At 64.9% G+C, this 23,446-nt stretch carries 19 protein-coding genes and 2 tRNA genes; 10 read left to right on the forward strand and 11 right to left on the reverse strand.

Going from position 1 to position 23,446, the window contains the following annotated elements; genetic code table 11:
• Nucleotides 1–255: 255 nt before the first annotated feature.
• Nucleotides 256–1,635 (reverse strand): trigger factor, encoded by a 1,380-nt coding sequence (gene tig, locus AC4D2W_RS05405; protein ID WP_490925855.1) that lies wholly within the window; start codon nt 1,633–1,635, stop codon nt 256–258.
• 55 nt (nt 1,636–1,690) lie between these two features.
• A tRNA-Pro gene (locus tag AC4D2W_RS05410) sits at nt 1,691–1,764 on the reverse strand.
• 140 nt (nt 1,765–1,904) lie between these two features.
• Here AC4D2W_RS05410 and AC4D2W_RS05415 point away from each other — a divergent pair.
• Together AC4D2W_RS05415 and AC4D2W_RS05420 are read left to right on the forward strand one after the other, a co-directional pair.
• A tRNA-Gly gene (locus AC4D2W_RS05415) sits at nt 1,905–1,975 on the forward strand.
• Nucleotides 1,976–2,152: 177 nt separating this feature from the next.
• Nucleotides 2,153–3,934, forward strand: coding sequence for an NTF2-like N-terminal transpeptidase domain-containing protein (locus tag AC4D2W_RS05420; RefSeq protein ID WP_490925856.1), 1,782 nt, complete (start codon nt 2,153–2,155; stop codon nt 3,932–3,934).
• A 132-nt stretch (nt 3,935–4,066) separates the two neighbouring features.
• Here the strand turns inward: AC4D2W_RS05420 and AC4D2W_RS05425 are convergent, their stop codons facing one another.
• Both AC4D2W_RS05425 and AC4D2W_RS05430 read right to left on the reverse strand, forming a co-directional pair.
• Nucleotides 4,067–4,954, reverse strand: coding sequence for an Fpg/Nei family DNA glycosylase (locus tag AC4D2W_RS05425; protein ID WP_490925857.1), 888 nt, complete (start codon nt 4,952–4,954; stop codon nt 4,067–4,069).
• A complete protein-coding gene (locus tag AC4D2W_RS05430) occupies nt 4,954–5,430 on the reverse strand; it encodes a ribose-5-phosphate isomerase (protein ID WP_490925858.1) in 477 nt (158 codons plus the stop codon). Before AC4D2W_RS05430 ends, AC4D2W_RS05425 begins: the two co-directional genes overlap by 1 nt.
• Nucleotides 5,431–5,652: 222 nt before the next feature.
• Between AC4D2W_RS05430 and pepN the strand changes: the two genes are divergently transcribed.
• Entirely contained in the window at nt 5,653–8,205 is a 2,553-nt protein-coding gene (pepN, locus tag AC4D2W_RS05435; RefSeq protein WP_490925859.1) for an aminopeptidase N, read from the forward strand.
• Between the two features lie 139 nt (nt 8,206–8,344).
• A complete protein-coding gene (locus tag AC4D2W_RS05440) occupies nt 8,345–8,821 on the forward strand; it encodes an OsmC family protein (protein WP_490925860.1) in 477 nt (158 codons plus the stop codon).
• Here the strand turns inward: AC4D2W_RS05440 and AC4D2W_RS05445 are convergent.
• A complete protein-coding gene (locus AC4D2W_RS05445; RefSeq protein ID WP_490925861.1) occupies nt 8,818–9,837 on the reverse strand; it encodes an NAD-dependent epimerase/dehydratase family protein in 1,020 nt (339 codons plus the stop codon). The genes AC4D2W_RS05440 and AC4D2W_RS05445 overlap by 4 nt on opposite strands.
• Nucleotides 9,838–9,945: 108 nt before the next feature.
• On the opposite strand from AC4D2W_RS05445, the gene AC4D2W_RS05450 reads away from it, so the two are divergent.
• On the forward strand, nt 9,946–10,632 hold the full coding sequence (locus AC4D2W_RS05450) for a mechanosensitive ion channel family protein (RefSeq protein WP_490925862.1): 687 nt from the start codon (nt 9,946–9,948) through the stop codon (nt 10,630–10,632).
• Nucleotides 10,632–11,075, forward strand: a complete 444-nt coding sequence (locus AC4D2W_RS05455) for a globin (RefSeq protein WP_490925863.1) — start codon at nt 10,632–10,634, stop codon at nt 11,073–11,075. Before AC4D2W_RS05450 ends, AC4D2W_RS05455 begins: the two co-directional genes overlap by 1 nt.
• 50 nt (nt 11,076–11,125) lie before the next feature.
• Here the strand turns inward: AC4D2W_RS05455 and AC4D2W_RS05460 are convergent, their stop codons facing one another.
• Nucleotides 11,126–11,794 carry a DUF8185 domain-containing protein gene (locus AC4D2W_RS05460; protein WP_490925864.1) on the reverse strand — a complete coding sequence of 223 codons (669 nt, stop codon included), beginning with the start codon at nt 11,792–11,794 and terminating at the stop codon, nt 11,126–11,128.
• Nucleotides 11,791–12,270, reverse strand: coding sequence for an acyl-CoA thioesterase (locus AC4D2W_RS05465; RefSeq protein ID WP_490925865.1), 480 nt, complete (start codon nt 12,268–12,270; stop codon nt 11,791–11,793). The genes AC4D2W_RS05460 and AC4D2W_RS05465 overlap by 4 nt, the downstream gene beginning before the upstream one ends.
• Nucleotides 12,271–12,418: 148 nt before the next feature.
• Between AC4D2W_RS05465 and AC4D2W_RS05470 the strand changes: the two genes are divergently transcribed.
• On the forward strand, nt 12,419–13,303 hold the full coding sequence (locus AC4D2W_RS05470) for an acyl-CoA thioesterase (protein WP_490925866.1): 885 nt from the start codon (nt 12,419–12,421) through the stop codon (nt 13,301–13,303).
• A 92-nt stretch (nt 13,304–13,395) separates the two neighbouring features.
• Here AC4D2W_RS05470 and ettA read toward each other — a convergent pair whose 3' ends face one another.
• The 4 genes from ettA to AC4D2W_RS05490 form a co-directional block, all read right to left on the reverse strand.
• The gene (ettA, locus tag AC4D2W_RS05475) at nt 13,396–15,078 is read right to left on the reverse strand and encodes an energy-dependent translational throttle protein EttA (protein ID WP_490925867.1); all 1,683 of its coding nucleotides are present in this window, start codon (nt 15,076–15,078) and stop codon (nt 13,396–13,398) included.
• A 111-nt stretch (nt 15,079–15,189) separates the two neighbouring features.
• The gene (locus tag AC4D2W_RS05480; RefSeq protein WP_490925868.1) at nt 15,190–15,699 is read right to left on the reverse strand and encodes a DUF6993 domain-containing protein; all 510 of its coding nucleotides are present in this window, start codon (nt 15,697–15,699) and stop codon (nt 15,190–15,192) included.
• Nucleotides 15,696–16,373 (reverse strand): single-stranded DNA-binding protein, encoded by a 678-nt coding sequence (locus tag AC4D2W_RS05485; RefSeq protein ID WP_490925869.1) that lies wholly within the window; start codon nt 16,371–16,373, stop codon nt 15,696–15,698. The genes AC4D2W_RS05480 and AC4D2W_RS05485 overlap by 4 nt, the downstream gene beginning before the upstream one ends.
• A gap of 250 nt (nt 16,374–16,623) precedes the next feature.
• Nucleotides 16,624–19,512, reverse strand: a complete 2,889-nt coding sequence (locus AC4D2W_RS05490) for a glycoside hydrolase family 3 C-terminal domain-containing protein (RefSeq protein ID WP_490925870.1) — start codon at nt 19,510–19,512, stop codon at nt 16,624–16,626.
• A gap of 255 nt (nt 19,513–19,767) precedes the next feature.
• Between AC4D2W_RS05490 and AC4D2W_RS05495 the strand changes: the two genes are divergently transcribed.
• From AC4D2W_RS05495 to AC4D2W_RS05505, 3 genes are read left to right on the forward strand one after another with little or no spacing between them, the layout of a single operon-like run.
• On the forward strand, nt 19,768–21,483 hold the full coding sequence (locus AC4D2W_RS05495) for an extracellular solute-binding protein (protein WP_490925871.1): 1,716 nt from the start codon (nt 19,768–19,770) through the stop codon (nt 21,481–21,483).
• Nucleotides 21,483–22,523: an ABC transporter permease gene (locus AC4D2W_RS05500; protein WP_490925872.1), complete on the forward strand. Its 1,041-nt coding sequence runs from the start codon at nt 21,483–21,485 to the stop codon at nt 22,521–22,523. The genes AC4D2W_RS05495 and AC4D2W_RS05500 overlap by 1 nt, the downstream gene beginning before the upstream one ends.
• Nucleotides 22,520–23,437: a carbohydrate ABC transporter permease gene (locus tag AC4D2W_RS05505; protein ID WP_490925873.1), complete on the forward strand. Its 918-nt coding sequence runs from the start codon at nt 22,520–22,522 to the stop codon at nt 23,435–23,437. The genes AC4D2W_RS05500 and AC4D2W_RS05505 overlap by 4 nt, the downstream gene beginning before the upstream one ends.
• The last annotated feature ends 9 nt before the right edge of the window (nt 23,438–23,446 follow it).

Consider the following 23,446-nt stretch of genomic DNA (forward strand, 5'->3'; position numbering starts at 1 on the left):
CTCGCTCTGGCGGGGTACAGAACCGCTAACCGCGTCAGCTGGTCCCGCCGTTTATCTCTTCTAGGACCCTAACCTGTTACGGCTGTGATCTGCTCCCGTTTTGCTGACTGTTCGCTGACGGCGCACGATGCCCGTCACAGCGCTGGACAAGCCCGGTCACACCGTCCCCGGTCAGCAAAAAAGCGCCGCCGGCCCTTTTCAGGGCCGGCGGCGCTTCTGGAGTGACCCGGGGTCACGGTCTCCTCATGAAGGAGACTATGCCTTGTCGTCGCTCTTGGACTCTTCGGCAACCTCGGCCTCGGGGGCTTCGGTTTCAGCTTCAGCGGCCGGTGCTTCTTCGCCTGCGGGGCGGACGAAGTCGGTCAGGTCGATCTTGGCACCGGTGGTGTCGGTGACCTTGGCCAGCTCCAGGACCTTGGCGAGGGCCTTGCGGCGGCGGACTTCGCCAACCATCATCGGAACCTGGCCGCTCTGGTCGATCAGCTGGGCGAACTGGTTCGGATCCATGCCGTACTGGCCGGCAGCGGACACGATGTAGTCGATCAGCTCGTTCTGGCTGACTCCCAGCTCTTCCTTGTCAGCAACTGCATCAAGGATGATCTCGTTCTTGAAGGCAGCGGCGGTGTTCTCGCGAACTTCGGCGCGGTGCTCTTCGGTGTCGTGATCGGCAGCCTGGGTCTGTGCGCCCTCAGAGCTGAAGTGCTGTTCCAGCTGCTCTTCGATGACGGACTCCGGAACCGGAACCTCGATCATTTCCAGCAGCTTTTCCAGGACCTTGTCGCGGGCTTCGACGCCCTGCTCCATGAGCTTGGACTCAGCGGCACGCTTGGTCAGGTCTTCGCGCAGTTCTTCGATGGTGTCGAATTCGCTGGCCAGCTGGGCAAAGTCGTCGTCGGCTTCGGGAAGCTCGCGCTCCTTGACAGCCTTGATGGTGACCGTGACGGTGGCGTCTTCGCCGGCGTGCTCGCCGCCTGCCAGCTTCGTCTCGAAGGTGGCGGATTCCTCGGCGGACAGGCCGGTGACTGCTTCGTCCATGCCCTCAAGCATGGTGCCGGCGCCTACCTGGTAGGACAGGTCCGCAGCGGAGTCGACCTCCTCGTCGCCCACCTTGGCTACGAGATCCATGGTGAGGAAGTCGCCCTCGGCGGCGGGACGGTCAACGGACTTCAGGGTGCCGAAGCGGCCGCGGAGTTCGTCCAGGGCCTTGGTGACGTCGTCGTCGGAAGCTTCAGCCGGCTCAACGGTGACCTCGAGGCCGGAGTAATCCGGGAGCTCGATTTCGGGGCGGATGTCCAGCTCAACGTTGAAAACCAGCTGGCCTTCGTCGGTGGCGGGGTCCGGAACTTCACTGATTTCCACCTCGGGGCGGCTCAGCGGACGGATGCCCGTTTCCTGCACAGCTTCCTGGTAGAAGCCGTTCAGGCCGTCGTTGATGGCGGTTTCCAGGACGTAGCCGCGGCCGACGCGCTGGTCGATGAGCCTGTTGGGGACCTTGCCCTTGCGGAAGCCGGGTACCTGCACCTGGGTGGCGACGGTCTTGTAGGCCTCGTCAATGCTCGGCTTCAGTTCCTCAAACGGAACTTCCACAACGAGCTTTACCCGCGTGGGTGTGAGGTTTTCTACAGCGCTCTTCACAGCGTAGTTCTCCTGAGGGTTCTGGGATTGGGTCTGCACCATGTGTACTACAGAGTCGGGGTGACAGGATTTGAACCTGCGACTTCCTGCTCCCAAAGCAGGCGCTCTTCCAAGCTGAGCTACACCCCGTCAGTGCACCTGACAGCCTACCGGCAGAAAGCGCCCTGTGCACAATTTGATGTGGCCCGGCCGTCCCCGGAGGCCGATTCGGGAAGGGATTTCCGAACCGCTGAAATACCGTGCTAAGGTAAAACCTGCCTCAAGGCGCCGGGGATGTAGCTCAATGGTAGAGCCTCAGTTTTCCAAACTGATCACGCGGGTTCGATTCCCGTCATCCCCTCAGCAAAATATAACCGGCAATTGTCTGCTTCGAAAGGGTCCTGCACTTACGTGCGGGGCCCTTTTTTGTTTGCCTTCACGAACCACAGGCAGGCCCGAAGCGGCCAATAAGGTCCCCGACAGAGCAATTCGAGGCTTTCCCCGTCCCTTTTTCCCTGCGCGCAGCTATTCTTCCCGCATGGGGAAGAACCGCCTGACAGCCGCCATCCTTGCCTTCTCATTCCTGGGCCTTCCGCTGGCCGGATGTTCCACTGAAGAGCGCCCCGGACCGGAAGAAGCCGTCGCCTCGCTGGCGGACGGACTCTCCCGCGTGGACGTCACCGGAAACGAGTTTGCGGGTTCAACCGTCGAGGCCGTGAACGGCATGCTGGAGTACGTGGTCTCCGGCATGAAAATTAAACCCTCCGTCACAGTGTCAAAAATGGACGAAGTCTCAGCCGACGAGGCCGTAGCCACCTTGGAATACGTATGGGACGTCAACGCGTCAACGGAGGACTACAGCTACGAGACCACGGTGACCTTGGAGCGCGGAAGGGACACCGGCTGGCAAACCCGTTTCCGTTCCACCACGGTGCATCCGGACCTTCGTCCGTGGCAGAGGCTGGTGCGCACGGCATCCCCGCCCACGCGTGCGGACATTCTGGGCGCCGGCGGATCCGTGCTGGTGCGAGACTGGCCGGTTTGGCGGGTAGGCCTGGACAAGTCGGTGCTGGGCGGAAATGAATACGCCGCTTCGGTCTTTTACCTTTCCCTCTTCCTTGGGCTGGATGCGGACGCACTCACGGCAAAAGTCCAGGCTGCCGGGCCCGATGAGTTCGTTGAAGTCACTACCGTGCGCCAGGACAAGGTGTCACCGTCCTTCGATTCAGAGATCGCAACCATTCCCGGCGCCGATGCCCTTCCGGAAAGGCAGGTACTGGGCCCCAGCCCCGGCTTTGCGGCAGACCTGTTGGGGACGGTGGGGCCCGCAACAGATGAGATGGCCGCTGACAGTCTGCTGGCTCCGGGGGACCTTACCGGGCTCTCCGGGCTCCAGCGTGAATACGATCCCCAGCTCAGGGGCTCAGACGCGGTGACCGTTCGTGTCCTGAACGCGGACAACACTCCTTCTCCGCCTCTTTTTGAAGCACCGGCGCAACCCGGCGTGGCCCTGGAGACCACCCTTGATCTGGGGATCCAGTCCCAGGCAGATGCCCTCCTTTCCGACACACCCGGTGCTTCACTGGTGGCCGTCCAGCCCTCCACCGGCAATGTCCTGGCCGTCGCCAATTCATCCGGAGGCAAGGGGACCCAGGCTGCCTTGCTGGGCGAATACTCCCTGGGGAGTTCGCTCCTCCCGGTTACCGAGCTGGCCCGGCTCCGTGCCGGCGGAGCGGGAGGAACCGAAGAACCTGACATTCCCGCTGATGCGGAGCTGGCGGCAGCGGCTCGGAGCCTGGGGCTGGGCACAGCAGAGGGTCTGGGGACACCGGCCTTCTACGGCGGAGTGCCCGACGGCGGAGCCGGGCAGAAAGCGGCCGCGGAAGTTCCGGGAACGATACTCGCGTCACCTTTCGGCGTGGCAGCCGTGGCGGCCTCGGTGGGCAGGGGCGCCAGGGTCTCTCCCGTGCTGGTCCTTAACCCTGAGGTTCGGCAGGACTCCGGGGACGGAGAGACTGAGCCCGCATCGTCCGCCGACGACACCCCGGCGCTGTCCGCCGACGAGGCGGAACAGCTGCAGTCGATTCTGCGCGCCAATGTGGCCGGCGGGGGTGCCTCGGAGGAGTTGGAGGTCCTGGGATACGTCTCCGGCAAACCTGTCATGGCCGCGGCAGGCACGGCTGGGACCGGCGGGGAGAAGCCCGACCATGCCTGGGTGGCGGCCATCCAGGGCGATCTCGCCGTCGCCGTCTTCCTGCCCGGAAGCTCCGCTGACGCAGTGGCCGTGGCAGCGGCGTTCCTTGAGGCCCTGGCGGGATAGCGGCAGGACGGGCCCGGGCAGATGCCGTTGGGGCGTCCCAAGCGGGTGCGGCATCCACCATCGGCAACATCTACCGATCCACGGCACCGCCCCTTCCGCGGAATGAACGCGGAGAACGGGAGGAGCTTAGCTTCAGCGTTCCTGGCAACTCGGGCACCAGTACAGCTTCCGGGCGCCCATCTCAGTGCCGGCAACGGCCGTCCCGCAGCGGCGGCACGGCAGGCCGGTCCGCTTGTACACGTAGTGTGCGTCTGCCACCGGCACCGGCTCGGCCGCACTGTCACGGTCCTCAGGAGCGGTGGTGATGATCCGACCCTCGGCCACTCCGTTGCGCATGAGGGCAGCTGTATCAGCCCAGAGGGCCGCTGCCTCGTCTTCCCGCACATCCTTGCCCAGCCGCCACGGGGAAAGCCGCTGCCGGAACAGCACCTCGGCACGGTAGACGTTCCCCACACCGGCCAGAACCTCCTGGTTCATCAGCAGCAGGCCCACGGGAGACGCCCGGCGACGCACCCGGGCAGCGAAGTCCCCGCCGTCGGAACCGTCCTGCAGCGGATCCGGCCCGAGCCGGGCAACTACGGCGGCACGTTCCTGCTCGGTAATCACTTCGCACGCCGTGGGCCCGCGAAGGTCAGCCCAGCCGTGTTCCGAGACGAGGCGCACACGCACCGCCCCTTTGGGCGCGGGCGGGCCGGCGTAGGCACCGCCGTCGTCGTCGGAGGCTATCTCCCGCTCCCCCACCTTGCGCGGGGCACCGATGCTGGAGGCACCCAGAAAGGTGGAGTCGCCGCCGAAATCAAAGGCGCCGTACAAACCGAGGTGGATGCGCAGGTACAGGTCGTTGTCGAAACCCAGGAAGAGCTGCTTCCCGTGGGCCCATGCGTCAACCAGGACGTGGCCGTCAAGACGCTCGGCACCGGCGGCGAAACGCCCCTGCGGACTGGATACTGCCAGCCGGTGCCCGGCAAACACCGAAGTGAACTGCCGGGCAAGCCGGTGGATGGAATGCCCCTCAGGCATCAGGGCGCCGCGATGGTACCGGTGGTCTCGTACTCGGCAATCTTCGCGATGCGGCGGTTGTGGCGCTCGGCGTTGCTGTAGGGCTCGGCAAGGAAGGCCTCGATAATTTCGGTAGCTTCCTCCACCGTGTGCTGGCGGCCGCCCACCGCAATGACGTTCGCATCGTTGTGCTCGCGGGCCAGCTTGGCGGTGGAAAGGTTCCAGGCGAGGGCGGCGCGGATGCCGCGGACCTTGTTGGCTGCAATCTGCTCGCCGTTTCCGGAGCCGCCCAGCACGATGCCCAGAGCCTCAACGCCGCTCTGCTGGTCAACCACCACGGCCTCGGCAGCCGCGATGCAGAACGCCGGGTAATCGTCCTCGGCGTCATAAACCTGCGGGCCGTGATCCACCATCTCGTAGCCCTTGTCCCGAAGGTGCGCCAGGAGGTGGGCACTGAGTTCCATGCCCGCGTGGTCGGTTGCAATGTGGACGCGCATGTTCCATCCGTTTCATGTCTGGGAAAATCGTGCGATTCCACCCTAGCCGGTGGCCGGACCTGTGCCGGCCCGCCAACATTTCCGCGTTCCTTTCTTTCCTGAGCGGGAACCAGTGAGACAATGTTGCAATTGTCACAAACCGTCAGGCCCGGTTCCCTCAGGCGGGGTTCAAGGGACGACGGACATCATTTCGCATATTGGAAAGGCATCACCTTGCCAGGTATGAATCTCACGCGCTCAGAAGCCCGTGAACGAGCAGAACTGATCAGCGTCGAATCCTATGACGTGAACCTTGACCTCACCCGCGGGGATGAAGTCTTTGGCAGCACCACCGTGGTGCGGTTCTCCGCACAGCAGGGCGCGTCCACGTTCATTGACGCCGTTACTTCAGCCGTCCACCGGGTCACCCTGAACGGCGTGGACCTGGACCCCGCCGAGGTCTCCGACGGCGTCCGCATCTCCCTGCCGAACCTCGCCGCATCCAATGAGCTCGTGGTTGAGTCCGATGCCTTCTACATGAACACCGGCGAAGGCCTGCACCGGTTCGTGGATCCGGTGGACAACGAGGTGTACCTCTACTCCCAGTTTGAGGTTCCCGACTCCCGCCGGATGTTCACCGTCTTTGAGCAGCCCGACCTGAAGGCAACATTCCGCTTTACCGTCACGGCGCCGTCGCACTGGGATGTCATCTCCAACTCCGCCACTCCGGAGCCGGTTGCGGCAGGTTCCCTGCAGGAGGGCGGCAAGAACGCCACCTGGTCCTTCGAGCCGACTCCGCGCATTTCCTCCTACATCACTGCACTGATCGCCGGACCGTACCAGTCGGTGCGCAGCGAGCTCACCAGCTCCGACGGCCGAGTGATTCCGCTGGGCGTCTTTGCCCGCAAGTCGCTCATGCAGCACCTGGATGCTGAAAACGTCTTTGAACTGACCCGGCAGGGCTTCGAGTTCTACGAAAAGCAGTTCGGCACGCCGTACCCGTTTGCCAAGTACGATCAGCTGTTTGTTCCGGAATTCAACGCCGGTGCCATGGAAAATGCCGGAGCCGTGACTTTCCTGGAAAGCTACGTCTTCCGCTCCCGCGTCCCCGAGGCCACCGTGGAACGCCGGGCCGTGACCATCCTGCATGAGCTGGCGCACATGTGGTTCGGCGACCTGGTCACCATGCGCTGGTGGAACGACCTGTGGCTGAACGAGTCCTTCGCCGAGTTCATGTCCACTCTTGCCGCAGCGGATGCAACCGAGTTCAAGCAGTCCTGGACCACGTTCGCGTCCATGGAGAAGGCCTGGGCCTACCGCCAGGACCAGCTGCCCACCACGCACCCGATCGTCGCCGAAATCCGCGACCTGGAAGACGTGCAGGTGAACTTCGACGGCATCACCTATGCCAAGGGCGCCTCAGTGCTCAAGCAGCTCGTGGCCTGGGTTGGCCAGGACCAGTTCATGGCCGGTGTCCGCGAGTACTTCGGCAAGCATGCCTGGGGCAACACCGAGCTGAAGGACCTCCTTTCGGAACTGGAAACCGCCAGCGGCCGCGATCTGAAGGAATGGTCCGAGCTGTGGCTGGAAACCGCCGGCGTCAACACCCTGCGCCCGGAACTGGACGTGGACGACGACGGCGTCATCACCTCGTTCACTGTCCTCCAGAGCGCTGTGGCCGAGTACCCGACCCTGCGGCCGCACCGGCTGGCCATCGGTTTCTACGAGACCGGCGAGGACGGCCTGCTGCACCGCACCCACCGTGTGGAGCTGGATATCGACGGCGAACGCACTAACGTTCCGGAGCTCGTTGGACGGGCACGTCCGGACCTGGTGCTGCTGAACGACGATGACCTGGCCTACGCCAAGATCCGGCTGGATGAGCAGTCCCTGCACACCGCAGTCCGGCACCTGCGGGATATTGCGGAATCGCTCCCCCGCACCTTGGTCTGGGCTTCGGCCTGGGACGCTGCGCGTGACGGCGAGACTCCCGCCCGCGACTATGTGGAACTGGTCCTGCAGAACATTGGTTCCGAGTCCGATTCCTCAGTGGTCCAGGTGCTGCTGCGCCAGCTCGCCACCACGCTGGCGTTCTACGTCGCCCCGCCGGAGCAGGAAGCAATGACGGCCGCAGCCGCCGACAGCCTGTGGGAACTGGCCGCTGCCGCGGCTCCGGGCTCCGATTCCCAGCTGCAGTTCCTGAAGTCCTTCGCGGGCCATGCAGTGACGGACGGACACCTGGATACGCTCTGGGGCCTGCTCTCCGGCGACCGGACGCTGGAAGGCCTGAACATTGATGCGGATCTGCGCTGGGAACTGCTGACGGGTCTGGTTGCCGGCGGCCGTCTGGGCGAAGCGGACATTGCCGCTGAGCTGGAGCAGGACGCCACGGCCACCGGTCAGCTGGCCGCTGCCATGGCCCGCGCCGCGGTGCCCACTGCCGAGGCCAAGGCCGCCGCGTGGGAGGCCATCGTGGACCGCACGGACATGCCCAACGCCGCCCAGCGTTCAGCCATTGTCGGCTTCAGCCGCGTCCATGACACGGCACTGCTGGAGCCCTACGCGGAGAAGTATTTCGCGTCCGTGCGCGAGGTCTGGAACACGCGGACCCACGAAATTGCCCAGCAGATTGTCACCGGCCTGTACCCCTCCCGGTTGACCACGCAGGCCACCGTGGACGCCACTGACTCCTTCCTGGAATCGCTGGGTGACGAGGCTCCCTCGCTGCGCCGGCTGCTGCTGGAAAGCCGCGACGGCGTGGTCCGTGCCTTGAAGGCCCAGGCCGCGGACAAGTAGGAGACCGGAAGCAGCAGAAGCCGGTACGTAAGAGAATCAGGTAAGTAAAGCCGACGGCGGTGCGCGCAGGACTGTTCTGCAGCGCACCGCCGTCGGCCTGTCCCAGACGAATTCATACAAACGAGAAATGCCAGGAGCCATGGATCTTTCCGAACACCGGTACGCAATTTCCCTGGAATGGACGGGGAACCGCGGCGAGGGCACCAAGACGTACCGGGGCTACGGCCGCGACCACGTCATCCGCGCTGCCGGCCTGCCTGATCTGGCCGGCACCGCCGATCCCACCTTTCACGGCGACCGGGACCGCTGGAATCCGGAACAGCTGCTGCTCACGGCGCTCTCTCAGTGCCACATGCTGTCCTACCTGCACGTTGCCGTGAAACACGGCATCACCGTGGTGGCCTACTCCGACGACGCCGAAGGCACCCTGCGCCTGAACCGGGACGGCAGCGGCGAGTTCACGGGTGCGGTGCTGCGGCCGCGGGTCACCGTGACAGCAGACAGCTCAGCTGCTGCCGCCGCGGAACTGCACGCGGAAGCCAACCGGCTGTGTTTCATTGCCCGCAGCGTGAACTTTCCGGTGCTGCACCAACCCGAAATACTTGTGGCCGGCTAGACCAGGCCGGTGTTGCCGGTTTCCCCCAGCGCAGCAAGCAACGCCGTTTCCCGGGCAGCGGACAGTCCCGACTTCCGTTCCCGGTGCAGCCCCCGGGCCTGCTCGTCGGCAAGGACGTCGCGGACCGTGTGCTCAACGGGGCGCAGGCTAAGACCCGCCTCCAGTGCAGCGGCATTGGAACGGGTGGAAAAGCCGTCATACTCCGGCGGCAGCCACAGCGGCAGTGATTCGCTGCCCGCCCAGTAGGCAACGCCCTGCTCATGCAGCCACTGCGGGTCCGCAGTGCGGAAGCTCCCGTGAAACTCCGCGGCGTCGGTGGCCAGGGACAGCAGTTCGCCGAAGGGCACAGAGGGACCCATGACGTTGAACGTGCCCGACCTCGCATCCTCGGCTCCGGTGACCAGCCACAGCGCCAGATCACGCACATCCACGGTCTGGGTCATGGCCTCGGCCATGGGCGGCATCAGGACAGGGCTGCGTTCCTGCGCCACGCGTGCCGGCCAGTAACCAAACCGGTCGCTTTCATCTTCCGGCCCGGCGATCAGCCCGGGCCGGGTGATAAGGACATTCGCCGGGCCCAGATCCCGCACCAGGAGTTCGCAGGCAACCTTGGCCCGGCCGTATTCGTTGTCCGCCGGATCCGAAAACACTCCGTCAACTGCTTCCAGCGCAGGAACCAGGTCGGCACTTTCGTCCTCGCCCGGAGTGCTGTTGGACGCGTACACCGAGGACGTGGAGACAAAGGACCAATGGCTGCTGCGTCCGGCCAGCGCCTGCAGCGCGTCCTGAACCTGCGCCGGCTTGCGGGCGACGTCGATCACTGCGTCCCAGCCGCCGTCGAGCCCGTCATAGGCGGCGGCGCCGTTCTCCCGGTCCGCGGAGACAAAGGCCGCGCCGGTGACGGGCGGCCCCGACTCTCCGCGGGCGAGGCATGTGACGTCATGGCCGCGGGCCACTGCCTGCCGGGCAACTTCACGGGACAAAAACCGGGTTCCACCAAGAATGAGGATGCGCATGTTGGGAGCCTATCCCGGTAGCCTTGTCTGTGCCCGCAGCTTGCTTGCCAACACGGCAGACAAGCGACCCCGAATGATTCCCCGAATGAAAGGGACGGTAACCGTCCGTTGCTGACCGCCGCAGAAATCGACACCTCTTCCATCACCATTCAGGACTTTGACTGGTCCGGCCTGATCGAGGCCGGAGTCATTATCGTGATCGGGCTGCTGGTCTGGACGGCAGCGAGGTTCCTGATCAACCGCGTTGTCGAGCGTGCCCAGAAGGGGTATGCGCTCTTCAGCTCGTCCAAGCTGAAATGGGCGCAGCCGGTGATGCGGAACCTGGACAAAAAGCGCCGCGCCCAGCGTGCGGACACCATCGGTGCGCTCCTGCGCAGTGCGGTGAGCCTGTGCATTTGGACCGTGGTGATCATCATGGTGCTCGGCGCCGTCGGCATCAACATCGCTCCGCTGATCGCGAGCGTGGGAATCGTGGGCATCACCCTTGGTTTCGGCGCCCGCGAGCTGATCCGCGACGCCCTGGCCGGATTCTTCATCACCATCGAGGACCAGTACGGCATTGGTGACGTGATTGAGGTGGGCGACACGATCGGCACCGTGCAGTCCGTGGGCATCCGCATCACCCGCATCGTGGATGAGCGCGGCGTCATCTGGTACATCCGCAACGGGGAGCTGGCCAAGGTCGGCAACCGTTCCCAGGGCACCTACCGCGAGCCGGAGGCAGCTCCCGCCGAGCACACCGACGCCGCCGCTGCCCCCACCTCTGCCGCTGCCTCTGCCAAGGGAGATTCATAATGAGCACACCTTCCGAAAACCGGCCCGCCATGCCGCTGTCCGTGCAGCCGGCGTTCTCGCAGCCGGCCTACACGGAGAATTTCTACGAGGCCGTGGGCGGACACGCCACCTTCGTAAAACTCGTGGACGTCTTTTACTCCGGCGTGGCCGATGATCCGCTGATGCGGCCCATGTATCCGGAAGAGGACCTGACCGCCGCCAAGGATCGTCTGCGGGGCTTCCTCGAGCAGTATTGGGGCGGACCCAAGACGTATTCCGAGGAACGCGGACACCCGCGCCTGCGGATGCGGCACATGCCCTTCGCCGTCACGCCCCAGGCACGTGACGCGTGGCTGAAGCACATGCGCGACGCCGTCGACACCCTGGAGCTCTCCCCGCTGCACGAAGCAACGCTCTGGGATTACCTGGAGCGGGCTGCGCACTCGATGGTCAATTCCGCTTAACTCCGCTTAGCCGGCCCGAAACCGCCCCGTCAGCCCAGCAGTCAGCCCGGTCAGCCGAGGACGGAGGCCGAGCGGATCAGGACATGGCCGCGCGGCATGCTCAGGCGTGTCCAGCGGCCGCAGTGGAAGACGGCGGCCTGTCCCTCGGTGTTGGCCGGCAGGAAGCCCAGCGTCAGTGCCGCAAACGCGGCCCCGGCCGGAATGGACGCGCTGACTTCCGGCAAACGCTGGCCCCATACGGCGCCGCGGGCAGTGTTGACCACGGGCGCTCCGGAGCTGGCCGGAACCAACGCCGCCACTTCCCTGATCCCGCGGTGGGCAGCCTGTTCCAGCAACTTGTGGGGAACGTCCTCGCCGCGCTCCCATCCGCTGCGGGGCGCACCCACCCCGGTCCAGCTTTCGGTGACGGTCATGGGCGGGACCGGAAGCACGGTGTCGGACTCCCCCATGCGGGCCAGCCGGTCCGCAACGGAAGCCAGGGACACCGCGGTGTCGAGCTGCGCCGGCGACCCCAGGGGCATGGTCCGCATCCCCAGCACGGTGGGCACATCCTCCCCCAGTGCCCGCGGGCGCAGGGTGCATACATAGGCAGCGAGCACCGATCCCACGGCCTGAAGGCGCACGGCACCGTCATCGGCGGCACGCGCGCGGACCACGAAGGTCCGCAGATCGGCTGCGACCTGGGGATCCGCCAGGACCAGCTCGGTTGACGCCGTCATCGGTTAACCTCGCTCGCCCGGAACGGAACAGGTTCCCCGCGCCAGCCCTCCAACACCCGGATCTGCATATCGGACAGGGCTGTCGGACGCCCCGTTTGGGCATCAGCCATCACCAGTGTGCACTCGGCGTAGGCATAGACCCTGCCGCCGTCGTAGTCGGCAATCCGGAACCCGTACGTCAGGCTGGAAGCACCGATGCCCGTCACCCACACTTCAACCCAGACAGGTTCCGGCCGGTAAACCAGAGGGGCGCGGTATTCGATTTCCTGGCGGGCCACCAGCGTCATCCCGGTGCGGGACGTCACCGAGCGGAAGCTTTCAGCCGGATTATCCGGCGACAAATCCGCACCCAGCGGCAGCAGACTCAGGCGCACCCGGGCCTCTTCCAGGAATTGGACAAAGCGCACGTTGTTCACGTGCCCGTTGGAATCCTCGTCGCCAAAGCGCAATTGGAGGGGGAAACGGTTGATAGGCATTCACCTATCCTCTCAAACCCTGCAGGCTGCAGTGCATTCCTGCCCGGCTTGGGCCGAACCGGCGGGAACGTCTAACCTCGAAGAGGGCCCGGGCGCTTTCCGGGGCCTTCACCACCGCATGAAATTTGTCCTAGGAGACTAACCACCCATGGCTGACACCGCCGATCCCACTGCTTCCCTGCTGAGCCTGTTGAACCTCAGCCCTGCCGACGGCGCGCAGACCGACGAAGACATCTTTGTGGGCGGATCCCAACCGGAGCCGCGCAAACGCGTCTTCGGCGGACAGGTGCTGGGCCAGTCACTCATTGCCGCGGCACGCACCGTGGAACCCGGCCGGCTGATGCACTCCATGCACGGCTACTTCCTGCGCCCGGGAGACACTGAGATTCCCATCACTTTTGGCGTGCAGCGGCTGCGGGACGGGCGGTCCTTTTCAGCCCGCCGGACGCATGCCTACCAGAACGGCAAGCCCATCCTGTCCCTGATTGCGTCCTTCCAGGAACCCGATGAGGGCCTGGACCATCAGGTTCAGATGCCGGAAGGCATTCCGGAGCCGGAGTCCCTGCCCACCACGGCGGAGCTGCTCGAGGGCATCGACCACCCCGTGGCCAAGGCCTGGTCCCATCAGCGGCCCATGGACATCCGCCACGTGGAAAAGTCCGTGTACTTTGAAGCTGCGCCGGAACGGGTGGCCCGCAACGCCGTATGGATGAAGACGTTCGGCCCCATGCCCGATGACCAGAACCTGCACCGCGCCGCTCTCGCCTATGCCAGTGACTACACGCTGCTGGAATCCATCCTGCGGCGGCACGGCCTGCCGTGGTCCACCCCGGGCATGTCCATTGCCAGCCTGGACCATGCCATGTGGTGGCACCGGCCCCTGCGCATGGACGACTGGCTGCTGTACGTCCAGGAATCGCCGAGCGCTTCCGGCGCCCGGGGCCTGGCCAGCGGGCGAATCTTCAACCGCGCCGGAGAACTCGTTGCCACGGTTGCCCAGGAAGGCATGCTCCGCGTTCCGGAAAAGCAGTAACATCCCGGAGCTGAACCAAAAAGAACCCGCCCCGTGCGTACACGGGGCGGGTTCTTCTTGTCCAGCGGGTTCTTCTTATCCAGCGGGTCTGACTAGTCGCGGGTCAGACGGCGGTGGGTCACGCGGTGCGGCGTGGCCGCATCCGGGCCCAGCCGCTCAATCTTGTTCTGCTCGTAGGCCTCGAAGTTACCCTCGAACCAGTACCAGTTCGCCGGGTTTTCCTCGGTGCCTTCATAGGCCAGGATGTGGGTGGACACCCGGTCCAGGAACCACCGGTCGTGAGAGACAACCACGGCACAGCCCGGGAATTCCAGCAGGGCGTTTTCCAGGCTGGAGAGGGTTTCCACGTCCAGGTCGTTAGTGGGCTCATCGAGCAGGAGCAGGTTTCCGCCCTGTTTCAGGGTCATCGCCAGGTTCAGGCGGTTGCGCTCACCACCGGAGAGCACCCCGGCCTTCTTCTGCTGGTCCGGGCCCTTGAACCCGAAAGCGGAGACGTAGGCGCGGGAAGGCATTTCCACCTGGCCGACCTGGATCCAGTCGTGGCCTTCGGACACAACCTCCCACAGGCTCTTCTCCGGGTCGATGCCGCCGCGGGACTGGTCAACGTAGGAGATCTTGACGGAGTCACCGATCTTCAGGTCACCGCCGTCGAGCTCTTCCAGGCCAACGATGGTCTTGAACAGCGTGGACTTACCCACACCGTTGGGGCCGATCACGCCGACGATGCCGTTGCGCGGCAGCGAGAAGGACAGGCCGTCAATGAGCTGGCGGTCGCCGAAGCCCTTCTGCAGGTCCTTGGCCTCCAGCACCAGCGAACCCAGGCGCGGTCCCGGCGGGATCTGGATTTCTTCGAAGTCCAGCTTGCGGGTGCGGTCTGCCTCGGCTGCCATTTCCTCATAGCGGGCAAGGCGCGCCTTGGACTTGGTCTGGCGGCCCTTCGCGTTGGAACGGACCCAGTCCAGTTCCTCGGTGAGGCGCTTGGCCAGCTTCTGGTCTTTCTTGCCCTGGACTTCCAGACGGGCGCGCTTCTTCTCCAGGTACGTGGAGTAGTTGCCCTCGTACGGGTACAGGTGACCGCGGTCCACTTCAGCAATCCACTGGGCCACGTGGTCCAGGAAGTACCGGTCGTGGGTCACGGCCAGAACAGCACCGTGGTAGGCGGAAAGGTGCTGCTCAAGCCAGAGCACACTTTCGGCGTCCAAGTGGTTGGTGGGCTCGTCGAGGAGCAGCAGGTCCGGCTTCTGCAGCAGCAGCTTGCACAGTGCCACCCGGCGGCGCTCACCGCCGGAGAGCAGGGTGACGTCGGCATCGGCCGGCGGGCACCGGAGGGCATCCATGGCCTGCTCCAGCTGGGAATCAATGTCCCAGGCGTCGGCAGCGTCGATGGCTTCCTGCAGTTTGCCCATTTCATCCAGCAGGCTGTCGAAGTCCGCATCGGGCTCCGACATTGCCTCAGAGATTTCGTTGAAGCGCTGAATCTTGGCATAGATCTCGCCAACGCCCTCCTGGACGTTGCCGAGTACGGTCTTTTCCTCATTCAACGGCGGTTCCTGGAGCAGGATGCCCACCGTGTAGCCGGCGCTGAGCCGGGCCTCGCCGTTGGAGGGGGTGTCCAGGCCGGCCATGATCTTGAGGATGGTGGACTTACCCGCACCGTTGGGACCCACCACGCCGATCTTGGCACCTGGGAAAAAGGACATGCTTACGTCGTCGAGGATAACTTTGTCGCCAACAGCCTTGCGGGCCTTGGTCATCGTGTAGATAAATTCCGCCATACGTTCAAGGCTAGTGGGTCAACGGCGATAAGTGCCATTTGACCGCAGGCGTCCCTTCACGGCTACGGCTGGCAGGCGCCCACGGGGTACGGCTGGCCGGCTCCGCAGGAACTACCGCTGGTCGCCCACGAAACAGAATCCGCTGTCGAGCACCGGGAGCACGCTGACCGACACCTGGCCCTCCCGCACCTCGCCGAAGGTGCACGACCCCTGGTCCGCCGCGGCTCCCCGAATGGAATCCACGGCGAGGCCGGTGGGCGTCACGTCCAGCGAGACTTCCACCGAATCGCCGGCAAACCCGGCTGCGATAAAAGCGTCCCGAATCATCGCCCGGTTAGGGCTGGGCTCCGCGGCTGCGAGCGCTTCCATGGCCTCCGTCAGGCTTCGGGCCGTTTTGTCCCCAGTGGCCGGAGGTACCGTCTGCTGAACCCCCTCTATCTGAACTCCGCGGGCCGAGGCGGACGCGGAGGTCACGGCTGATGCCGAGTCCAGGGATGATGCGACGGGCGAGGTGGAAGGCGATGCCGGGGCCGAGGCGGGAGCAAGCAGGCCCACGGAGCTGAGCACCAGTACCGAAAGGACAACTCCGGGAAGCCTGCTGTTGCGGCGTACGCGAATCATCCGCCCATTCTGCCACGCCCCCGTCCCCCAGCCGCCGCAACCGGCGCCCCGGGCATCACGAACGGATCATCCGGCCCGTCTTCGGCAGCGGCAGCCCCGGTGCCCGAGGCACTCACAGCTTCAGATCCACTCCCGGCATCAGCGGCATCAGCGGCATCCCCGCCGATGCCGGCAATGCCGTGCAGGGGCTCGCCGGAGTCCGTTCCGGCCAGTTCACCGGTCTCCAAATCCAGATCCGCCGGCAGGTCATCGGTTTCGGTTTCCCCAGCCCCCGGGCCCGCAGTTTCCTCCGCGGTGCCGGTTGCGGTTCGATCCTGAACGTTGCGCCGGTAATTGGCGGTCCCCCACATGAGGTCGTGGCCGACGCTCTCGGCGTCGATATCCACCGAGGTGCCGCTCCTGCCGTCGTCCGTGGCCCACTGCCGGACCTTGAGCCTGCCGGTCACGATCACCCGGTCCCCTTTGTGAATGCTGAAGGCCGCGTTGGTGGCCAGCTGGCGAAAGAGGGAAACGGAATACCAGTTGGTCTGGCCGTCCGCCCAGCTGCCGGTGTCCCTGTCATACCGCCTTTCAGTGGTGCACATCCGGAACCCGGCTATCGCGAGTCCGCTGTCCGCTGTGGTGCTTCGAACGTCAGTGGCAACGTATCCCCGGATGGTGATGGTGTCGTTCATGTGCTTCCTGCCTGTCTGGGTCTCTGAATCTGGGCCCGGAGTGCGGCCCGGAACTTCCCGGGCCGCACAAGATGTCGGGTGCCGGCGGGGGAAATCCAACGGCATGCCCCCAGTCTCAGCCCCGGCTTACCCTCCGAGCTCCCCTCCCTCCGCGGCTGTGGACAACAGGCGTCTCGCCGCCCTCAGGAACAACCTGTGCAGGAGAAAGAGAGCCTGACAATAAGGACGGGGACATCAAACGATGCGGGCATCAAACCAAGCGCAGTGATGACAGCGTGACGGGCCCGCGAAGCACCACCCGGAATTCCTCCCCGCCCTTTGGCAGCTCCAGGACCACATCCCCGCTGAAACCATCAGGCACGGCAGCGGATGCACCGCCGTGTCCGGCCGGAATCCATCCTCCGGCCCCGTCCATCGCCTGGATTTCCACGCTGCCCCCGGCTGACCGGGCGACTTGAAGTTCCGCGGCGGAGGCTCCGGTGTCCGCCCAGCCCCGATACACAGCCCAGGCCGGGCGGAAGGGATCGGCCGGTGCCACTGCCGTGCCGGCGTCGCGGGTCTCGGGAACCAGCTCGAGGTTGCCGCAGGCGTCAAAACTCTCAGCCCGTACCGGCTTGCCGATGCTGCGCATCGGGCTTCCCTCCCCGCCGACGTCGACCACTGCCTGCTGCGGCAGGTTTCCCGCGGAGGATCCCGCCAACAGGAGATACCTGCCCGGTTCCACCAGCATCCGGCCCGCGCTCACGCTGTATGTCTCGAAGGCATCGCTGCTGACGCTGATCCTCTCGGTCCGCCGCTCCCCCGGCTGCAGCAACACCCGGGCATAGGCCGCCAGGCGGCGCCGCGGAAAGTCGAAGCGGTGGCCCGGAGCAGCAACGTAGAGCTGGATTACCTCGGAGGCCGGCCGCGGTCCGTCATTGGACACTGTGACGTCTACGTCCAGTGCCGCGCCTGCGGGCATGGCCGCACCCGGCTCCGACAGGACGCGCACGCCGTCGTAATGCACGCAGCCGTAGGAGAGCCCGTGACCGAACGGAAACAGCGGCTCCGCTTCGCTGTATTGATAGGTGCCTGCTGACGCGATGATGTCGTAATCCAGGATGTCCGGCAGGTCCGCGTCCGAGGCATACCAGGTCTGCGGCAGGCGCCCGGAGGGTTCAATGTCCCCGGCCAGGACGGCGGCCAGCCCGCGGCCCAGCTCCTGCCCGCCGTGCGAGGACCACACCACGGCGGGCAGGTCGGCGAGCGCGCCGAGCGCATACGGATAGGAGGAGACGATGACCAGCACGGTGCGCGGGTTGGCTTCGCGGACTGAGCGGACCAGTTCGGCATCCGCAGGGGAAAGCTCCAGGGTAGTCCGGTCCAGTGTCTCCCGGCCGCCCAGGTGCGGATCGTTTCCCACGACGACGACGGCGACGTCCGCCGCCGCTGCCGCCTCTGACGCCGCGGGGATCCCGGCCTGCACGGTGCGCAGGATGAACCGGTCCGCATCCGCTTCGGTTCCCCGGATCAATACGGCACTGCCCGTGTGGGCCTCGACGCGGATCCATTTTCCGGTGCCAATGTGCTGGATGGCCACGGTTGCGTCCGGTGCCCGGTGGAAGCGGAAAGTTTCCTGCACCTCCCAGCCGCCCACCCGTTCCGCCGACGGATACAGGTAGGAGCCGCCGGCCCCGCTCAGCAGCAGCCCGTTGGCTGCACTGCGCAGGGTCAGGTCTCCGCTGCCCCAGTCCTTGAGGCTGAAGCGCTCCGGCTCACCGGGCGCGTCCGCGGAGGCTGTGAGGGAGGTGCGGGCGTCGGCTGATCCCAGATACCTGCCGGTGCGCACACTCCTCAGGGCAATGGTGTCCGTTCCCTCCAGGATGCTGACGCGGTCGAAGCGTTCCGCAAGGGCGGCTCCGGGGCTGACCGTGTATTCGGGTGTTCCGCTGTACCAGTCAGTCAGGACCCTGGTGCCCAGCGTGCCGATCACCGCCACACGTCCGCCGGCCGCTGAAAGCGGCAGGAGGGGAGCCGCAGGCTCAGCCTGTCCCGCAGGGGCGGAACCTTCTGCCGTCCGTGCGGCCGCGGGTTCGTTGCGGAGCAGTACCACCGACTTTGCCGCAGCCTCAGCGGCGAGGGCACGCGCGGAGATTCCCGCGGATTCGGGGGTAGCAGGTGTGGTGGTTGCCGCAGATGCAGCAGGTACTGCAGATACAGCCTTCTTCTGGCCGCTGAACTCCCCCGTCCGTGCGCGCAGCAGCAGCAGGCGCAGTACGCTGCGGTCGATATAAGCCTCCGAAAGCTGGCCGCTTTCGAGGGCCGCCAGCAGATAGCCCACGGTCGGGGCGGAGTTCTCGCCGTCGTCGGTGAAGTTGTCCACCCCGGCCAGGACGGCGGCGGCGTGGGCTGCCACGGCGTCGGGAAAGTATTTCTCCGCGGTGTACAGGCTGGTGGGCGCCCCCGCGTCAGTGACCACCACCAGGTCCTCTCCCCCGGTCCACCGGCGCAGATGGTCCCGGACCAGGTCACTGACATGGGCCGGGCGCCCGTTGACCAGGTTGTAGGAAAGCATGACCGCTCCGACGTCCCCGCCCTCCACGGGAATGCGGAAAGCCGGGAGCTCATACTCGTGCAGCACCCGCAGCCGCAGCTGGGTGGAAGAAACGCTGCGGTCCGTTTCATTGTTGTAGCCCAGGAAGTGTTTCAGGGTGGGAACCGTCTCCCACCGGTTCCCCTCTCCGCGCAGGCCGCTGCAGTACGCGGCGGCAAGCAGGCCGGTGAGCCGCGGGTCCTCGGAAAACCCTTCCTCATTGCGGCCCCAGAGCGGATGCCGCAGCGGGTTGACCACCGGCGCCCACACGTTGAGGCTCACGGTGGGATCGAGCATCTTTTTGGTGCGCACTTCAGCTGCCACAACGCTTCCCACCCGCCGAATCAGATCTTCGTCCCAGGTGGCAGCCAATCCGACGGTTTGGGGAAACACCGTGGCCGTTCCGAGCCAGGCCACACCGTGGGCAGCTTCCGTGCCGGTGCGGAACTCGGCCAGCTCCGGATCGTCCAGCTGAGGCGAGTGTTGGTGGAGCAGTGCGGCCTTTTGGCTCACCGTCAGCGCCGCGAGGAGCGATTCAGGCGTACGGACTGCCGGGGGTGTTGCCATGTGGTCTTCCAATCATTGGTATTTGTCGAACCGCTTCTCCGGATGGAGCACCCGCATTTCCGCTTCTGCAGCGTTGAAAAGCGCCGGTGGTGCGCTGAAGTACTGCCATCCTACGGCGTGTCACAAATCACACGAGATGCTTGCATCCAACCCATGCCTGCTTTATGGTCAACTCAATCGAATCGCTTCGATACTATTCACGGTCGTGATCACGCCGATCACCCGCCCCGCCTTCTGACCACAAAGGAGTGGACCATGCCGCTCAACAGATCCACGCGCAACCATCCGCAAACCACGCAGCCGGGCACCGCAGCGTCACTCCTGGGCCAGCTTGGCCAGCGCCCGGTGAACCGCCGCTCCTTTCTGGGACTCCTGGGCGGCGTCGCGGTGGCAGCCAGCATCCCCGCCGCGCTGACAGCCTGCGGCAGCGGAAGCTCGACCACCCAGATCACTTCCTCCTCGGGATTGGGCGAGAGCATCGCCAAGCTCATCCCCAACTACTATCCGATTGACCTCGTCACGCCGGACATTGCCGGCGTCAACGGCTCCACTCCCGGTTTCACCACCGTCCCGGCTCAGCTGACAAAGTCAGTTGCCTCCACTCCGGGTAAGGGCGGAACCTACACGGCCATGTCACCCGCCTGGTGGTCGGTTCCACCCGCGGCCCCGGGCAACAGTTACTACGCAGCGGTGAACAAGGAACTGGGCGCCACCATCAACTTTCAAGTCAATGACGGCAACACTTACGGCGACAAGATCCAGACCGTACTGGCCTCGCCCAAGGATGTTCCGGACTGGGTGGTCATTCCCTCCTGGAACCTGCCGCCCCGGTTTGGGCAGGCGGCCGAGAACCTGTTCACAGACCTGTCCGAATACCTCGCAGGAGACAAGGTCAAGAAATACCCCAACCTTGCGAACCTTCCCACCGATGCCTGGAAATACAGTGTTTTCAGCGGCGGGCTCTACGGCTTGCCCTACCCCGGCACCCTGCTCAACGACGCCCTCTTCTTCCGGGCTGATCTGTTCGAAGAACTGGGGCTGGAGCAGCCCACCTCAGCGGCTGAATATCTGGAGGTCGCCAAGGAAGCCACCGATGCGTCCAAGAACCGGTGGGGATCGGAAGACGTCTGGAACCTGGCGCAGATCATGCACGGCGTAGTGCCGATGTGGAAGGAAGTGGACGGGAAACTCCAGCACAAGCTGGAAAGCGACGAATACCGCGCCGCCCTGGAATGGACCGCCCAGCTCTTCGCTTCGGGAGCCGTCCACCCGGATGCCGTGGCCGGAAACACTCAAATGGCAAAGTCCCGCTTTGAGTCCGGCGCCACGCTGATGACCGGCGACGGCCTGGGCAGCTGGCATGAGGCCCTGGCCCGGGTGCTGCCCACCAACCCCAACTTCCGGATGCAGGCCATGGACTATTTTGCGCCCGACGGCGGCAAACCGGCCCTGTTCAAGGCCTCCCCCGCCAGCATCTTCAGCTTCATCAAGAAGACCGACGACCCGGCGAAAATCGAAGAAATCCTGGCCCTGGCCGATTACATGGCCGCACCCTTTGGCACGGTGGAAAACCAGCTCATCGTCAACGGCGTCGAGGGGGTCCACTATGAACTGGATGACCGGAACATTCCGGAGGCCACGGACAAGGGGCGCAACGAGGTCACCAGCACCTACGCCTTCCTGGTCAGCCCGCCGGTGGTGAACTCCATGGTGCAGTACCCCGGGTACGTCCAGGAGCGCAGCGAATGGGAAGCGCGGCAGGCCCCCAACGTGCAGGAAGGCCTGTTCTTCGGCATGCAGATCCAGGAAGACACCAAGTTTGCGTCCCTGGGCGCGCCCTTTGACGATCTGGCGAAGGACATCGTCCGCGGCCGCAAAAAGATTTCCGACCTCGACTCCGCGCTGGCAACGTGGAAGAAGTCCGGCGGCGATGAACTGCGCGACTTCTACGCCGGCTTCCTCAGCGCCTGATGAGCGACAGTGCTCCCACCTCCGTGGATCCGGCCGTGCGCAGCGTGACGGCCGGTGCGCCAAGTGCGCCCGCCCCGGCACATATCAAGGACGCACCCCGGAAACCCGGCAAGGTCGCGCCCGCCCGAAGGCTGAGCCTCGGAACCAGGCTGCGGCGGGACCGTTCGATGCTGCTGATGACGCTTCCCGCCGTCGCACTGCTGGTGGTTTTCGCCTATATCCCGATCCTGGGCAACATTGTTGCCTTTAAGGACTACTCACCGTTCATTGGAATAGGTAACAGCCCCTGGGTGGGCCTGCAGAACTTTGCCCGGGTGTTCACCGATCCGGGCTTTTATCTGGCGGTAAAGAACACCCTGGTGATTACTGCCTTCCAGCTGGTGTTCTTCTTCCCCGTGCCGATTGCCCTGGCGCTGCTGCTGAATTCGCTGGTGCGCCCGGGCCTGCGCGCCACCATCCAGGCCGTTGTCTACCTGCCCCACTTCTTCTCCTGGGTGCTTGTGGTTTCGATCTTCCAGCAGATCTTCGGCGGCGCCGGACTGCTCAACCAGCTGCTCGGATCCAGGGGCTGGGGCGGCATGGACATCATGACCAACCCGGACACCTTCCTCTTCCTCATTACGTCACAGGCCATTTGGAAGGACGCCGGCTGGGGCATCATCGTATTCCTCGCAGCACTGAACGCCATTGATCCGGCGCAGTATGAAGCGGCGGCCGTGGACGGCGCCAACCGCCGGCAGCGGCTGTGGCACATCACCCTGCCCGGACTGCGTCCGGTGATCATCCTGCTGCTGATCCTGAGGCTGGGCGATGCCCTGTCAGTGGGCTTTGAGCAGCTCATACTTCAGCGCGATGCGGTGGGTTCCGGCGCCTCGGAGGTACTGGACACCTTTGTCTACTACACGGGTGTGCAAAACGGCGACTGGAGCTACGCGGCAGCCGCCGGGCTGATCAAGGGCCTGGTGTCCCTGGGACTGATCCTCGGGGCTAACAAGATTGCCCACCTGATGGGCGAAAACGGGGTGTATTCAAAGTCATGACAGTTCTCATGGAAGACAAGGCCCGCGGGCGCTCCACCAGGCCGGCCTGGGAGGAGGAACCGTCCACTGCCGGCAAGATCACCAAAGCCGCAGTACTGGTTGCCGTGGTCCTGGCAGTCCTCGGTCCGCTCTACACCATTGTGCTGACGAGCCTGTCATCACAGGCCACCATCACCGGGGCCGGCGGGCTGGTCCTTATTCCGGACGGGATCACGTTTGATGCCTACCGCCAGATCCTCGACGGCGGAGTGGTGACCCGGGCGGTGGCGGTGAGCGTGGGCGTCACAACAGTGGGAACGGTGCTGAGCATGGTTGTTTCCGTCCTCTGCGCCTATGGCCTGTCACGGCCGGGAACCTTCGCCCACACCCCCATCCTGTTCACTCTGCTGATCACCATGTTCTTCGGAGCCGGGATGATTCCGACCTACCTGCTGGTATCGGGGCTGGGGCTGATCAACTCCTACTGGGCGCTCATCCTTCCCGGTGCCGTTTCCGTCTTCAACATCATCATCCTGCGCGGATTCTTCATGGGAATTGACCAGGGAATCCTGGACAGTGCGCGCATAGACGGTGCCAGCGAATGGCGGATCCTGGCCCAGATTGTGCTGCCCATGTCCAAGGCGGTTACCGCCGTGATTGCCCTGTTCTACGGGGTGGGCTACTGGAACGCGTTCTTCAACGCCATCCTCTACATCAACGACAGCTCCAAGAATCCGCTTCAGGTGGTGCTCCGCTCCTACGTGCTCCAGGGCGTGTCGGTGCCGGGCCAGATTGACGTGGGGCAGGGTGTCGCAGCGTCGCTGGCGCTGCAGATGGCCGTGATCGTGATTGCGATGATTCCCATCCTCTTCGTCTATCCCTTTGTCCAGAAGCACTTCACCAAGGGCGTCATGATCGGTGCGGTCAAGGGTTGAGGATCCGGA

It is taken from the genome of Arthrobacter sp. TJ-58 (assembly GCF_058269295.1).